This window comes from Stenotrophomonas sp. SMYL86 (assembly GCF_036320025.1).
Taxonomy (GTDB): Bacteria; Pseudomonadota; Gammaproteobacteria; order Xanthomonadales; family Xanthomonadaceae; genus Stenotrophomonas; species Stenotrophomonas maltophilia_A.
In genome coordinates this window covers 207,005-220,152 of record NZ_JAWIRU010000004.1, presented here as the reverse complement: position 1 = coordinate 220,152, position 13,148 = coordinate 207,005, and the positions used below count along the sequence as shown (strand labels likewise).

The window sequence follows — 13,148 nt, the reverse complement described above, 5'->3', positions numbered from 1 at the left end:
CCGCGGGGGCCGGGCCGCCGGCGGCCGGCCCCCCCCCCCCCCCCCCCCCCCGCGGGGGGCCCGCCCCCCGCCCGCCACTACCAGGAGACATCGCATGCAGGGCCAACCCGAATACAGCGGCGGCTGCCAGTGCGGCGCGATCCGCTTCCAGGCACGCGGCACGCTGACCGACAGCTCGATCTGCCATTGCCGGATGTGCCAGAAGGCCTTCGGTGCCTATTACGCGCCGCTGGTGTCGGTGCGCGGCGTGCAGTTCAGCTGGACCCGCGGCCAGCCACGCTATTTCCAGTCGTCCAACGTGGTGCGGCGTGGCTTCTGCGCCGACTGCGGTACCCCGTTGACCTATGAAGCCCCCGACGGCGTTGCCGTGGCCGCTGGTGCCTTTGACCAACCCGAACGCCTGCCACCGACCATCCAGTACGGAGTCGAACGCAAGCTGCCCTTCGTCGACAGCCTGGCCAGCCTGCCGGCGCGGCGCACCGAGGAGGACATCGCGGCGCTGGATTTCCTGGCCACCATCGTGTCCCACCAGCATCCGGACCACGATACCCCGCACTGGCCGCCGCGCAGCCGCTCCGCCGAAGGCTGAGCGGCGGGTAGCGCCGGGCCGTGCCCGGCGAGCGCGCAGCGCGGTCGGCGCCGATGCTCTACCATAGCCACCCCCTTTCCGGTCCCCGCCCGCATGAGCAAGAACAGCCAGTGGATTGTCGGCGTCAACGCCGTCGCCTCCTCCATCGAGAACGACGCCGAGAACGTCCGCGAAGTGCTGGTCGAGGCCGGTGCGAAGAACCCGCGCCTGACCGAGATCGAGGAAAACGCCCGCCGCAAGGGCATCGACGTGCGCAAGGTGAACAGCCAGGCGCTGGACGGTGTCGGCGGTTCGGTACGCCACCAGGGCGTGGCCGCGCGCTACGCCGCCGCCCGCACCTACAGCGAGAACGAGCTGGAAGGCCTGGTCACTGCAGCCGAGGGCAAGGCCCTGCTGCTGGTGCTGGACGAGGTGCAGGACCCGCACAACCTGGGCGCCTGCCTGCGCTCGGCCGCTGCCGCCGGCGCGACTGCCGTGATCATCCCCAAGGACAAGTCGGCCACGGTCAATGCCACCGTGCGCAAGACTTCGGCGGGTGCCGCCGATCTGATCCCGGTGGTGGCGGTGACCAACCTGTCGCGCTGCCTGAAGGACCTGCAGAAGCAGGGCGTGTGGATCTACGGCCTGGCCGGCGAAGCCACCGCCTCGCTGTACCAGCTGGACCTGAAGGGCAACATCGCCCTGGTGCTGGGCGGTGAAGCCGATGGCCTGCGCCGCCTGACCCGCGAGAACTGCGATGGCCTGGTCAAGATCCCGATGCCGGGCGAGATCGAGAGCCTGAACGTCTCCGTCGCGGCCGGTGTCAGCCTGTTCGAGGCCGTGCGCCAGCGCGGTTGATCGGCAGCAGCGGCTGTGTCGACCAAGGTCGACACCCACCAGGTAGTCGCCAACCTTGGTTGGCGCTCTTGCCGCCTCACCCCGCGCTGCCGCCCAGTGCCTTGAACAAGGTGACGTCGTTGTTCAGCTGGCCCTGGCGCACGCGCGCCAGCGACAGCTCGGCATCGCGCCGGGTCTGCTGCGCTTCCAGCCAGGTGCGCAGGTCGGTGGCACCCACGCGGTAGCGCACTTCCTGCGCCCGTTCCACTTCCACCGCTTCGTCGTACGAAGCCTGCGAGGCCGCCACCTGGCGCGCCAGCTGCTCGCGTGCCGACAGCGCGTTGTCCACTTCCGAGAGCGCGGTGTACAGCGTCTTGCGGAAATTGGTCGCGGCGATCTGGTAGGCGGTGCCGGCGATATCGGTATCCAGCTGCGCGCGCTGCAGGTTGAGGAACGGAAGCGACAGGCCGGCGCCCAGCGTGGCCACCGGGTTGCGCAGCACGTCACCCAGCGACGTTGCACTGGAGCCGAGGCTGCCGGTCAGGCTCAGCGCCGGGTAGTACTGGGTAGCGGTCACCTTGATGGTCTTCAGGCTGTTGCGCAGGCGCAGTTCGGCCGCGCGCAGGTCGGGACGGCGACCGAGCAGGTCGGTCGGCAGGCCCTCTGCGATGCTGGGGCTGCGTGCGCCCAGCAGGTCCTGCGGTTCGTCCTGCTGCGGCCAGGGCGTGCCGTCCAGCAGCACGGTCAGTGCATTGCGCGCCTCCACCCGCTGCTGTTCCAGCGCACTCTGCGAGGAACGCTGCGACTGCAGGTTCTGCAGTGCCTGGCGTACTTCCAGGCGCGACACCGCACCGGCGTCGAAGCGGGCCTGCACCAGTTCGCGGGTGCGTTCCAGCCGCTCCAGGTTGGCCTGGCCGGTGGCGATCGACTGGTTCAGGTAAGCCAGGTTCCAGTACTGGGTGATGGTGTCGCTGATCACCAGCAGGGCGGTGTTCTGCCGGTCTTCCTCGCTGGCCTCGGCTTCCCAGCGGGCGATGTCGCGCTGGGTGCGCAGGCGGCCCCACAGGTCCACTTCCCAGCCCAGCGAGACGCCGGTGGAATAGCTGCGGCGCCAGTCGTCGGCCTGGTCGGTGGCGCGGCTGGCGCTACCACTCACACCTGAAGACGAAGGCTGCGGCCACAACGCGTTGCTGGCCAGGCCGGCCTGCAGGCGCGAACGCTGCACGGCCAGGCCAGCGGCGGCAAGATCGCTGTTGGCGGCCAGCGCCTGCGCCACCAGACGGTCGAGACGTTCATCGCCGAAACCGGTCCACCAGGTGTCCTGGCGGATGTCGCGGCCCGGAGTATCCAGGCTGCTGCGCGGATCGTCGGCCGGCGCATTGAGGGTGGCGTCGCCACGACCGTAGGTCGCCGCCACGTCGGGGGCCTGCACCGGATAGCGGCCCATCGATGCGCAGCCGGACAGGGCGAGCAGAACGGCGCCCGCCAGCAGCAGGCGGGAGGGGGCAGGGAAGGGCAGTCGGGTCATCATCTTCATTCGCGGGCCAGGGCCTCCACCGGGTCGAGCTGCGCGGCGTTACGCGCGGGCAGGAAGCCGAACGCCACGCCGATCAGGGTCGAGCAGGCAAAGGCGGCGACGATCGAGGCGGTGGAGAACAGCACCTGGAAGTCGCTGGCGAAGCGGCCGATCATCGAGCCCAGCAGCAGGGCCAGGCCGATGCCGAGCACACCGCCGAGCAGGCACACCAGCACTGCTTCGATCAGGAACTGCTGGCGGATATCACTCTGCCGTGCACCGACGGCCATGCGCACGCCGATCTCGCGGGTACGCTCGGTCACCGACACCAGCATGATGTTCATCACACCGATACCACCGACCAGCAGTGCGATGGCGGCGATGGCGCCGATCAGCAGGGTCATCGTGCGTGTGGTCTGCTCGATGGTCTGGCGGATTTCGGCGCTGTTGCTGAGGAAGAAGTCCTCGGTGCCATGGCGCATGGTCAACAGTCGGGTGATCGCTTCCTGTGCGGCATCCATCGGCGTGGCGTCGTCCACGCGCACGGTGATGCTGGACACGTGGCTCTGGCCGAGCATGCGCGACATCACCGTGGTGTACGGCAGCCACACGCTCAGGCTGGTGCTGCCGCCGAACCCGAAGCTCTGGCGCTTGGCCACGCCGACCACGCGCGCCGGCACGTTGCCCAGCAGGATCACCTGGCCGATCGGATCGACATCGGGGAAGAACTGGGTCTGGGTGTTCTCGTCGATCACCGCCACCTGGCCGAGGCCCTTCACCGCATCGGCATCGAAGAAGCTGCCGCTGAGCAGGGTCACGCCCTTGACCCGGAAGAACTGCTCGCCGACGCCGCTGACCTGGGCGGTGGAGGACTGGTTGCGGTAACGCGCGGTGACCGAGGTCGACACGCTGGGCGTGGAGCTGTCGACGTAGCTCTGCCGGGCCAGCGCATCGGCATCACTGGCTTTGAGCGTCTGCACGCGGGCCGAGCGCATGTCGCCGAAACCACGGCCGGGGTAGACATCGATGGTGTTGGTGCCGAGCGCGCTGATGTTCTGCAGGATCTGCTGCTGCGAGCCGTTGCCCAGCGCCACCACCGAGACCACCGAGGCGATACCGATGATGATGCCGAGCATGGTCAGGAAGGTGCGCAGCCGATGTGCATTCATCGCCAGCAACGCCATGCGGAATGCTTCGGTGAAGCGGTCGCGCGCGGCCCGCCAGCTGTTGCCGCGGGCGACGCCGGTGCTGGCCTCGCGCTGCGCGCGGTAGGTCGGTGCATTCGGGTTGGCGCGGTCGGCGATGATCTCGCCGTCGCGGATCTCGATGATGCGCTGCGCGTGTTCGGCCACGCTCATGTCGTGGGTGACGATGATGATGGTGTGGCCTTCGGCGTGCAGCTCGCCGAGGATCGCCATCACTTCCTCGCCGGATTTCGTGTCGAGCGCGCCGGTCGGTTCGTCGGCCAGGATCACCTCGCCGCCGTTCATCAGGGCACGGGCGATCGACACGCGCTGCTGCTGGCCGCCGGACAGCTGGCCCGGCTTGTGGTGCATGCGGTCGCTCAGGCCCAGCCGCTGCAGCAGTTGTTCGGCACGCGCGTTGCGCACCGGGCCGGGGCTGCCGGCGTACACCGCCGGCACTTCCACGTTGCCGCGCGCATCGAGGTCGCCCAGCAGGTGGTAGCGCTGGAAGATGAAGCCGAAATGCTCGCGGCGCAGTTCGGCCAGCTCGTCCGGCTCCATCTTCCCGGTTTCGCGGCCGGCCACCTGGTAGCTGCCACGGGTGGGACGATCGAGGCAGCCGAGGATGTTCATCAGCGTCGACTTGCCTGAGCCGGACTGGCCGACGATGGCCACCATCTCACCGGCGTGGATGTCGAGGTTGACGTCACGCAGCACGGCGATCACATCGTCGCCGGCCGGGAATTCGCGTCGCAGGTCACGCAGGCGCAGCAGCGGCGCCGTCGTGCTCATCGGCGCCCCATGCCCGGGCCGCCGACCCGCATCTGCATGCCGCCGCGGTTGCCGCCGCCGGCGCTGGCACCGGCCGCACCGGCTTCGCCGACCACCACGCGCTCGCCTTCCTTCAGTCCCGACAGGATCTCGGCCGAGGCGCCGTTGTTGATGCCCACGGTAACCTTGCGCGGCTGCGGCTGGCCCTTGTCGTCCAGCACCCGCACCATGCGCTCGTCGCCACGGCGCTTTGGCCCCAGTGCCACCGCCGGCACCATCAGCACGCCCTTGGCCTGCTTCAGCAGTACCGAGACCTGCGCGGTCATGTCGATGCGCAGGGTGCCATCCGGATTCTCCACGTCGAACAACGCGTTGTAGTAGACCGCGCTGCTGGAACTGGAACTGGACGAACTGCTGGAACTGGACGAACTCTCGTTGGCGATCGAGGCCGGCGCCGGATTGATCTGGCGCAGCGTGGCGTGGTACTTGCGATCCGGGTCGCCCAGCGTGGTGAAGTACACCGGCATGCCGGCCTTGATCTTGACCACGTCGGCTTCGGAGATCTCGGCATTGACCGTGACCACGTCCAGCCGTGCCAGCATGACGATGGTCGGTGCGGTCTGGTTGGCGTTCACGGTGCGACCTTCCTCGGCCACCACCGCCACCACGGTGCCGTCCATCGGCGCGGTGATGCGGGTGTAGGCCAGGTTGGCGCGGGCGGTGCCCAGTTCGGTTTCGCGGCCCTTGATCTGTGCCTCGTAGGACTGCAGCTGCGCACGGGCGGTCTTCAGCTGCGCCTCGGCGGCATCGTATTCCTGGCGCGAGGTGGCCTCGGCGGCCAGCATCTGCTGCTGGCGCGCGAACTCCAGTTCGGCCTGGCGCAGGGTGGCCTGCTGCACGGCGCGCTGGGCGGTGACCTGGTCCAGCGAGGCCTGCGCATTGAGCACCTGGTTCTGCTGGGTGGTGGCGTCGATCTCGGCGATCAGATCACCTTCCTTCACGGTGTCGCCCAGTTGAACTTTCAGCGACTTGATCTGGCCCGAGGCCTGGGCACCGACGCTGACCAGCTTGTAGGCGTCGATCACGCCGGTGGCTTCCACCGTCTGCTCGATGTCACCACGGCTGACGGGCGTGGTCGCCACCGCCGGGGCGGCGGGCTTGCGCAGCAGCCACCAGGCGGCTGCGGCAACGGCAAGGGCGAGCAGGGCGATCAGTATCAGGCGACCCCGGCGGGTCGCGGGCAGCAGGCGGAACGTCACGTCGTGGCTTCACTCTCGGGGCCGCGGTGGCGGCGTTGGTGGGCATTGTGAAGACCGGGCGATGGGCGGCTCAATCCTCGGGGTATGTCTCTATGTAACACTGTCGGTGAATACGCGTAACCACAGGTATCCCGCCCATGGCTGGATACACTGGTACGCATTGCCCCGGATGCGGTTCAGCTGCCGACACGGGATGATCGCGACATGGAGACTGAAAACACGATGCATCGACTGCTGATCGTCGACGACGACAACGACATCCGCACCCTGCTGGCCGAACAGCTCGGCCGGGCCGGCTACCAGGTGAGCACGGCGGCAGACGGCACCGCCATGCGCCAGCTGCTGGACCGCGAACACGTGGACCTGATCGTGCTCGACCTCAACCTGCCGCGCGAGGATGGCCTGACCCTGTGCCGCGATCTGCGCGCGCGCTCGAACACGCCGGTGATCATGCTGACCGCGCGTGCCGAGCCAATCGACCGCGTGCTGGGCCTGGAAATGGGCGCCGACGACTACCTGGCCAAGCCGTTCGAACCGCGCGAGCTGCTGGCACGCATCCGCAACGTGCTGCGCCGGACCGAGGCGCTGCCGGCGAACCTGGAGCCGCTGGCGGTGCGCCGTGCGCGCTTCTCGCGCTGGGTGTTCGATCTGGAGCATCGCCACCTGGTGGACCCGGACGATCGCGTGGTGGTGCTGTCCGGCGCCGAGTTCCGCCTGCTGCGGGTGTTCATCGCCCACGCCAACAAGGTGCTGTCGCGCGAGCAGTTGGTCGCGCTCAGCAGCGGCCGCAACTACGAGGCACAGGACCGCGCCATTGATCTGCAGGTCAGCCGGCTGCGCAACAAGCTGGGCGACGACGGTGGCCCGGACGGACTGATCAAGACCGTGCGCAACGAAGGCTATGTACTGGCCTCCTCGGTGAACCTGGAATAAGCCGCGATGAAGCGCCTGCGCCATTTCCTGTCCTCGATGGTCGGGCGGTTGTTCGTGATCCTGCTGCTGGGCATGAGCGTGGCCGCGATCGGCGCGACCATGCTGGCTACCTCCAAACGCCAGCAGGAGTTCGAGCGGCAGAACCTGAACCGCATCGCCGACCGCCTCCAGGGCTACGTCAACCTGCTCGACGGCAACCCCGAACTGCGCGAGCGCCTGCTCGAAATCGGTGGGCCGAGCGTGCGTGCGCTGCAACCCGGCGCACGCCTGGGGCGGGCCGATACCGCGTTGATGGAAGTGCTCGATGACCGGCCCGGCCCGGTCGCACGCGCGCATGTGCACTTCGCTTCGTTCCGCTCCTGCATTCCCAAGCTGCAGGACCTGCTGCCCCCGCCGCCACCGGGGCATCGCAAGCATCCGCGCGAACGTGATCCGGCGTTCATCCCGCCCAAGTGCCGTGCGGTCGACGTGACCCTCAACGACGGCACGCTGCTGAAGCTGGCGCTGGATTCGCCGGCGGTGGCGCACAACGGCATCCTCGCCGTGGACCCGTGGTTCCTGACCCTGCTGGTGCTGGCGATCGCGGTGCTGGCCTATATCGTCGCGCGCATGGCCAGCGCGCCGCTGCAGGAACTCGCGGCAGCCGCCGAAGACCTGGGCGACGACCTGCAGCGCGATCCACTGCCGCTGCGCGGCCCGCGCGAAGTGCAGCGCGCCGCCGAAGCCTTCAACGCCATGCAGCATCGCCTGCAGCGGCACCTGGCCGAGCGCACGCAGATGCTGGCGGCGATCACCCATGACCTGCAGACCCCGCTGACCCGGCTGCGCCTGCGCCTGGAGAATGTCAGCGACGAGGTGCTGCGTGAGCGCCTGATCGGCGATCTGGCCGCGATGCAGGCGTTGGTGCGCGAAGGCCTGGAGCTGGCGCGCAGCGCGGAGAGCGCCGAGCAGCGCGCCGCACTGGACCTGGATTCGCTGCTGGAGAGCATCGTTGAAGACACGGCCGAGGGCGGCGGAGATGTCGTCTTCGAAGGTGGCAGCGGAGCGGTGCTGATGTTGCGTCCGCTGGCCATGCACCGCCTGTTTTCCAACCTGGTGGACAACGCGGTGATGTATGCCTACCGGGTGCGGGTACGGGTCGAGCGTAGTGGTGGCGCGATCACCGTGGTGGTGGCCGATGACGGCCCGGGCCTGGCCGAGGATCAGCTGGAAGCCGTGTTCGACCCGTTCGTGCGGGTGGAAACCTCGCGTTCGCGCGAAACCGGCGGCGCCGGTCTGGGCCTGACCATCGCCCGCGCCCTGGCTGAGAAAGACGGGGCGCGGCTGTGGCTGCGCAACCGCGCCGAAGGTGGGCTGGAGGCGGTAGTGCAGTGGCCGGCCAGTGCACAGGTGACGCCGCCGGGCCGCGCGGGCTGAGCCTTCGCGGCTGGCGATGGTGACGCCGTGGGCAGGGTTTGGCCTATCATCTGCGCATCTTCCCAGTTCCCCCCCGATGAGCCAGCCCGTCCCCGCCGGCATGCCGTCCCGCGCTGCCCGGCAGTTCCCGCATGCTGCCAGGCCCGGCAGCCCTGCCTGGCCGCCGCCGCTGCACTGATGGCCGGACAGGGGGACATCGGGCGCTGGGTGGAGCGCTGCGGATCAGATATCGGTCGATGGCTGCGACAGGGCCTGCTGTGGCTGCTGCTGGCCCTTGCACTGCCGGTGGCAGCGCAGGAGGGGGCTCCGCCACTGCGCGACTACGCCATTGATGTATGGACGTCGCGCAACGGCCTGCCGCACAACTCGCTGCGCGACATCGCGCAGACCCCCGAAGGCCACCTCTGGTTCGCCACCTGGGAAGGCCTGGTGCGTTACAACGGGCTGGATTTCACCGTGTTCGACCGCAGTACCCGCCCGGGCCTGCGCGACAACGGCATCGGCGCGCTGTTCGTCGACCGCCAGGGTGGGCTGTGGATCAGTGATTCGCGGGGCAATGTCAGCCATCGCGGCAACGATGGCCAGTGGCGTGTCTGGGAGCACCAGGCCGATACCCCGCAGGTCCTGATCCAGTCCATGCAGATGGACAGCCAGGGCCGCCTGTGGCTGCTGTATGAAGGCAAGGGCATCGGCTATCTGACGCCGGACACCGGCATCGTCTACCACGCTCCGGCCGCCGACCTGCCGATGGCGATGAGCTTCACCAAGCTGGTGGTCGATGCGCAGGACCGGGTCTGGGCCGGCACGTTGGATGGACTGGTGCTGCGCGACAACGATGGCGTGCTCAAGCGCGCGCCAGCGACTTGGGGGCTGGGCGCCGGCAGTGGCCTGTCGTGGCCGTACCGCGCTCCGGATGGCGCGCTGTGGATCGTCGCCGGCGAGCGCCTGTACCGGGTGGAGGATGATCAGCTGGTGCTGATGCACCGCCTGCCGGGGCAGCTGCACCTGACCTCGATGCTGCAGGATCGCCATGGTGACCTGTGGCTGGGCACCGAGAACCAGGGCCTGCTGCGGATCTCAGCGCATGGCCTGGAGCGCCTGCCGGCGGGCCTGAACCTGCCGGGTGGGCGCGTGGTCAGCCTGCGCGAGGATGCCGAGGGCAGCATCTGGGTGGGTGCCAACGGTGGCCTGTACCGCCTGCGCGAAACACTGTTCAGCAGCTACACCGAGCGCGATGGCCTCAGTGGCGACTATGTGCGCACCGTGTTCGAGGACCGCGATCGCCAGCTGTGGGTCGGCAGTGCCAGCGGCCTTGACCTGCAGACTGCTGATGGCCGCTTCCGCGCGATGCCGCTGCACAACCGCGGCGGCAAGGCACCGTCGGTGCTCAGCCTGGCGCAGGGTCCGGACGGTGACCTGTGGGTCGGAACGTTCGGTGATGGCGTCTACCGTCTTGGCCCAAATGGCCGGCTGCGGCACAACTATGCCGCCGCCGATGGCATGCCGGGCGGCAACATCCGCGCGATCAGCGTGGACCCGCAGGGTGTGGTCTGGGCCGGCACCCAGAAGGGCGTGGTCCGCATCGACGGCGACCGCGTGCAGGTATCAAGCGTTGCGGGCATGCCCAGCGGCCTGATCACCGCGCTTGAGCACGATCACCAGGGCAACCTGTGGATCGGCACCATCGAGGGCATCCGCGTACTGCGCGGCGACCACGTGCAGTCGATCGACCTCGCGCCGATGGGCGGTGGCCGCAGCGTGTTCGGCTTCCATCAGCTGGGTGACGCGATGTGGATCAGCAGCGACCGTGGCCTGTACCGCTGGCGCAACGGCACGCTGGCACGGGTGGGGCTGGAGCAGGGCATGCCGGTGGATGCGGTGTTCCAACTGGTGCCGGATCGCCTTGGCAACGTGTGGATAAGCAGCAACCGCGGCGTGCTGCGCACCGACATGGCCACCCTCAACGCCGTGGCCGATGGCCGCGCGCCGCGGGTGGTGGTGGAGCGCTACAACGAGATTGACGGCATGGCCAACGCGCAGGCCAACGGCAGCTCCGGGCCATCGGCGATCCTGCGCCAGGACGGCACGTTCTGGGTGGTCACCGCCGGAGGCCTGAGCACCGTCGATCCGCAGCGCCTGCAGCGTTTCCGCGAGCGTCTTTCACCGCCGGCAGCGATTGAAAGCGTGCAGGTGGATGGCGCACCGGTGCATTGGGAAGGCCCGGACCGCAACTACATTCCCGGCGGCCGCCGCTTGGCGGTGAGTTATGTCGGCCTGAGCTACCTGATGTCTGACCGGATCCGCTACCGCACGCGGTTGGACGGCCTGGATACGGGGTGGGTCGAACGCGGCCCGCAGCGCAGCGTGGAGTTCGTCGGCCTGCCGCCAGGCGACTACACCCTGCACGTGGCCGCTGCCCATCCGAGTGGCAGCTGGGGCCAGCAGGAAGCGGTATGGAGCTTCACCGTGGAGCCGTTCTGGTGGCAGCGACGCAGCGTGCAGGTGCTGGGTGGCCTGTTGCTGCTGGCCGGGCTGGTGGCGCTGTACCGGCTGCTGCTGCAGCAGCTGAAGGCCAGCAACCTGCGCCTGGCACGGCGCGTGGACGAGGCGACCTTCGACCTGCAGGCCAAGACCGTGCACCTGCAGGCGCTGAACCAGGAAAAGACCGAACTGGCCGAGCGCCTCGCACGCCAGGCCGAGGCATTCGAACGGCAGGCCCGCGAGGATGCACTGACTGGCCTGGCCAACCGCCGTGCCTTCGATGAAACGCTGGCGCGTGACTTCGCGCGTTCGCAGCGCAGCGGTCATCCGCTGTGCCTGGTGGTGCTGGATATCGACCACTTCAAGGACGTCAACGACCGCCACAGCCACAGCATCGGTGATGCGGTGCTGGTGCAGGTGGCGCGGTTGATCGCCGCCGCCAGCCGCGACTCGGACCTGCCGGCGCGCACCGGCGGCGAAGAGTTCGCGCTGCTGCTCAACGACACCCGTCTGGAGGAAGCCGCACAGCTGTGCGCGCGCCTGCGCGGCCTGTTCCACGACCACCCCGACTGGGCCGGCGTGGACGGCCTGCGCGTGACCTTCAGCGCAGGGCTGGTGGAGCTGGATGCCGACGACCGTACCCCGGCGTTGCTGTACCAGCGTGCCGACCGCGCGTTGTACCGCGCCAAGAGCGATGGCCGGGATCGAACGAGCATCGGTTGATTGCATCCACGCATGGCGTGGATCTACCGTCCGGTGAGTGGTGGGTGCGGACCGTTGGTCCGCACTGCGTGGATGCGGTTGCGCCGTTGGCTGGCTTACCGCGGCCAGGCGTTGGCGATGGTGCAGAACAACCGCGCGGTCTGCTCGGTGTCATATACCGCGCTGTGCGCCTCGTTGGCATCCCAGCCCAGCCCGGCGGCGGTGGCCGCACGCGCCAGCACGGTCTGCCCGTAGGCGATGCCGGCCAGGGTCACCGTATCGAACACGCTGAAGGGATGGAACGGATTGCGCTTGTGGCCGGTCCGCGCCACCGCTGCATTGACGAAGCCGAGGTCGAAATGCGCGTTGTGGCCGACCAGGATCGCGCGCTGGCAGCCGTACTTCTTCATGGCCGCGCGTACCGGGGTGAAGATGTGGTCCAGCGCCGCCTTCTCTTCCTTGGCCAGCCGGAACGGGTGGTCGAGGATGATGCCGGTCACTTCCAGCGACTTCGGGTCGATCTCCAGGCCCTCGGCCGGCACCACGTGGGCACTGGCGGTCTGGCCGGGGTAGAGCAGGCCGTTCTCGTCCATCTCGATCGGCACGGCGGCGATTTCCAGCAGCGCGTTGCGCTGGCTGTCGAAGCCGCCGGTTTCCACGTCCACCACCACCGGCAGGAAGCCGCGGAAGCGTTGTGACATCGCGCGCTGCGCCTGGGGGACTGCGGAATCGTGAGCGGCGGCAGGTGCGGGGGTGGGGTCAGTCATGCGTGAATTCTAGCAGAGCGACCCTGAGCGCCCGGCCAGCCCTCGGTGCATGCGTTCCCTGCGCGGGCGTGTGTCGACCAAGGTCGACACCTACCGGGGCACCGCGCGCTCAGGATTCCGGTAGGTGCCAACCCTGGTTGGCACACGGTGCGCCGACCAGGTTTGGCGATTACCGGACTGCTGGCCGTGCAGGCGTGGCCGAGGGAGACCACCGCGCCAACCACGCATCCACGCTCAGCCTGCCGGCGCCGGTGAAGATCAGCGGCAGCAACATGGCCATGAACAGCACCGGCAGCTTGAAGTTGCCGAAGCCCTGGTCAGTGATCGCGTAGCCCATGGCCAGGTCGGCCAGCGAGTTCCATTCCATCGGCCAATGCACCGCATAAGTGGCCACTACGGTCAGCACCAGCAGACTGGCGGCGGCAAACCGGGTGCCGAAGCCAACCAGCAGGCAGGCCGCGCCAATCAGCTCGAACCAGGTGGCAAGCTGCCAGTTCAGGGCGGCCGGCAGCTGGTCGAACGGGAACGGGAAAGCGTCCTGCAGGTCGGCGAACCAGTTCTGGCCGTGCAGCTTTTCGCGGCCGGATTCGAAGTATTCCCAGGCCAGCAGCAGGCGCAGGCCGAGCGGGGCCAACCAGGGGGCGAGACGGTCCAGCTGGCCGCGCGCGGCGGCCAGGGTCGGAAGGTTCATCGGTGGTTCTCCGGGGGGAAGGG

General features: G+C 68.7%; 10 protein-coding genes. 5 read left to right on the top strand and 5 right to left on the bottom strand.

Annotated elements, in window-relative coordinates; translation table 11 throughout:
• The first annotated feature begins 94 nt into the window (after positions 1–94).
• Entirely contained in the window at positions 95–589 is a 495-nt protein-coding gene (locus tag V3B64_RS07290; protein ID WP_329913871.1) for a GFA family protein, read from the top strand.
• 93 nt (positions 590–682) lie between these two features.
• Positions 683–1,426, top strand: a complete 744-nt coding sequence (gene rlmB / locus V3B64_RS07285; RefSeq protein ID WP_005408775.1) for a 23S rRNA (guanosine(2251)-2'-O)-methyltransferase RlmB — start codon at positions 683–685, stop codon at positions 1,424–1,426.
• Positions 1,427–1,502: 76 nt separating this feature from the next.
• Here the strand turns inward: rlmB and V3B64_RS07280 are convergent, their stop codons facing one another.
• From V3B64_RS07280 to V3B64_RS07270, 3 genes are read right to left on the bottom strand one after another with little or no spacing between them, the layout of a single operon-like run.
• Positions 1,503–2,942, bottom strand: a complete 1,440-nt coding sequence (locus tag V3B64_RS07280) for a TolC family protein (protein WP_329913870.1) — start codon at positions 2,940–2,942, stop codon at positions 1,503–1,505.
• The gene (locus tag V3B64_RS07275) at positions 2,939–4,897 is read right to left on the bottom strand and encodes a MacB family efflux pump subunit (protein WP_032127910.1); all 1,959 of its coding nucleotides are present in this window, start codon (positions 4,895–4,897) and stop codon (positions 2,939–2,941) included. The genes V3B64_RS07280 and V3B64_RS07275 overlap by 4 nt, the downstream gene beginning before the upstream one ends.
• On the bottom strand, positions 4,894–6,135 hold the full coding sequence (locus V3B64_RS07270; RefSeq protein ID WP_032127909.1) for an efflux RND transporter periplasmic adaptor subunit: 1,242 nt from the start codon (positions 6,133–6,135) through the stop codon (positions 4,894–4,896). The genes V3B64_RS07275 and V3B64_RS07270 overlap by 4 nt, the downstream gene beginning before the upstream one ends.
• Positions 6,136–6,339: 204 nt before the next feature.
• On the opposite strand from V3B64_RS07270, the gene V3B64_RS07265 reads away from it, so the two are divergent.
• The 3 genes from V3B64_RS07265 (at position 6,340) to V3B64_RS07255 (ending at position 11,688) form a co-directional block, all read left to right on the top strand.
• The gene (locus V3B64_RS07265; protein ID WP_005408779.1) at positions 6,340–7,068 is read left to right on the top strand and encodes a response regulator; all 729 of its coding nucleotides are present in this window, start codon (positions 6,340–6,342) and stop codon (positions 7,066–7,068) included.
• 6 nt (positions 7,069–7,074) lie between these two features.
• The gene (locus V3B64_RS07260) at positions 7,075–8,484 is read left to right on the top strand and encodes an ATP-binding protein (protein ID WP_049421607.1); all 1,410 of its coding nucleotides are present in this window, start codon (positions 7,075–7,077) and stop codon (positions 8,482–8,484) included.
• 177 nt (positions 8,485–8,661) lie between these two features.
• Entirely contained in the window at positions 8,662–11,688 is a 3,027-nt protein-coding gene (locus tag V3B64_RS07255; RefSeq protein WP_329913869.1) for a two-component regulator propeller domain-containing protein, read from the top strand.
• A gap of 95 nt (positions 11,689–11,783) precedes the next feature.
• Here the strand turns inward: V3B64_RS07255 and rnt are convergent, their stop codons facing one another.
• Positions 11,784–12,368 (bottom strand): ribonuclease T, encoded by a 585-nt coding sequence (gene rnt, locus V3B64_RS07250; RefSeq protein WP_005408782.1) that lies wholly within the window; start codon positions 12,366–12,368, stop codon positions 11,784–11,786.
• A 235-nt stretch (positions 12,369–12,603) separates the two neighbouring features.
• Entirely contained in the window at positions 12,604–13,125 is a 522-nt protein-coding gene (locus tag V3B64_RS07245) for a DoxX family protein (protein WP_329913868.1), read from the bottom strand.
• Positions 13,126–13,148 lie beyond the last annotated feature (23 nt).